We start from the raw sequence: 1,640 nt of genomic DNA, 5'->3' as shown, positions 1-1,640 counted from the left end.
CGCGCTGCAAACCCGTTACGGGCCGTGCCGGCGGGGTGGCGTGCTGTTGCTGAGTCTGCACGAGGATGAAAAAACGGCCGCCGCAGCCGGACTTGCCCTGTTGCCGGTTGCTGGCGGACGCTTTGTACGGCTGTTGCATAAAGAGACCCGGGCGCTGGATTTCAAGCTGGCTGCCGCGCACTACCGCATCGACCCCAACCGCATTTTCAGTCCGGCCGGCATCGCCGCTACGCTGGCGCATTACGGTGCCAATCATGCTGCCGCCCGGCAGTCAGTGGCCAGCTTTGCCGGCAGTTTGTTGTCCCGCGCCGGCTTTTATCAAGCCTCGGCCATTATCGCGCTACACAACAACCATCCCGGCGGCTACTCGGTCGCCTCGTACCAGCCCGCTGGCGCACTGTCAGCGGATGCACTGGCCGTACACAGGGCGAAGGGCCAGCCGGCCGACAACTTTTTCTACCTGAGCGATGCGCGCCTGTTTGCGCCGCTGGCGGCGCAGGGCTTCAATGTGGTACTGCAGGATGCGCGCCATGTGTCCGATGACGGCTCGCTGTCGGTGTATGCCGCCCGTTATGGCGTGCCTTATCTCAATATCGAGGCCGGGCGCGGGCAGCTTGCCGCCCAGACGCAGATGCTGGCAGCCGCTTTGCGGCTGCTGCAGGGCATGGGTCTGGCCGGCTGCATGTTGAAAACGCGTTAACGGGTTTGGATGAACCCTAGCTGATGCCTGTCTGATGCCTGTCGCTTGTCTTACGATGACGTGGGCTTAAGTGGAGGCGTTATGGCAGAAATCGGGGATTACCAGCAGCATGATGCGATCGCATTGGCCGCGCTGCTGCGTACAGGTGAGTTAAGCCGTGGTGAAGTATTGCCGGTCTGTCTTGCGCAATTGGATGCAGTCAATCCGCACATCAACGCACTGGTGCACGATATGCGCGCCAGTGCGATCCAGTCGCTGGACACACTGCCGGACGGCCCGTTTACCTGCGTGCCTTTTGTGGTCAAGGCGCTGCTATCCGATTGTGCCGGTGAGCCAGTCGGCACCGGCACCCGCCTGCTACTAACGGTCCGGGCCGGGCAGGACAGCGTTCTGGTGGCGCGCTACCGTCAGGCCGGGCTGGTGATTGTCGGGCGCAGCAATACGCCCGAACTGGGTCTCACCAGCTATACCGAGCCGGCCGTGACCGGCATCACCCGTAACACGTGGCCACTGGAGCTGACGGCCAAGGGGGTAGGGCGTCAATGTCTGTCCGGGACGGTTTCTAGAAACCTGTTGATGATCTGCTGCATGCAGGTGTTCGGTGTTTAAAACGGTTTAGACATGCTCATGTACCCTCTGTGCACTTCCGCTTTCTCGGCCGTTTTCGTCTTGTTGCGCGCTGGCTTGCAAGGTCGTGAACGCGCTCTTGCCGGCATGGATTCTGCTTTGCTGCCGCCCTGATGTTCATGGAGATATCTAGCCCATTTGACAGGGAAAGGCGGAGTTTAATTAAGATAAGCCCGACTGCCTTGATGTCGTATCCCGTGCGCACCTGCAGTTATGGCAGCATGCCAAGACCCGTCCAGCTTTGCGAGCCAGAAAACGCATTCAAGGATACGGCAACGGATAACCTCTCCAGTATCGGCAATATCCTGTTCCT

General features: G+C 60.4%; 2 protein-coding genes. Both read left to right on the top strand.

What is annotated here, in order from left to right:
• The coding region (locus tag ACRC1E_RS07840; RefSeq protein ID WP_438514547.1) for a hypothetical protein at positions 1-700 on the top strand (700 nt) is incomplete at its 5' end.
• An 81-nt stretch (positions 701-781) separates the two neighbouring features.
• Complete coding sequence (locus ACRC1E_RS07835; RefSeq protein WP_438514546.1) at positions 782-1,309, top strand: amidase family protein; 528 nt, start codon at positions 782-784, stop codon at positions 1,307-1,309.
• Positions 1,310-1,640 lie beyond the last annotated feature (331 nt).

The sequence above is a fragment of the Craterilacuibacter sp. genome (assembly GCF_051659485.1).
In the GTDB taxonomy this organism is placed as follows: domain Bacteria; phylum Pseudomonadota; class Gammaproteobacteria; order Burkholderiales; family Chromobacteriaceae; genus Craterilacuibacter.
This window is presented reverse-complemented; position numbering and strand designations above follow the sequence as displayed.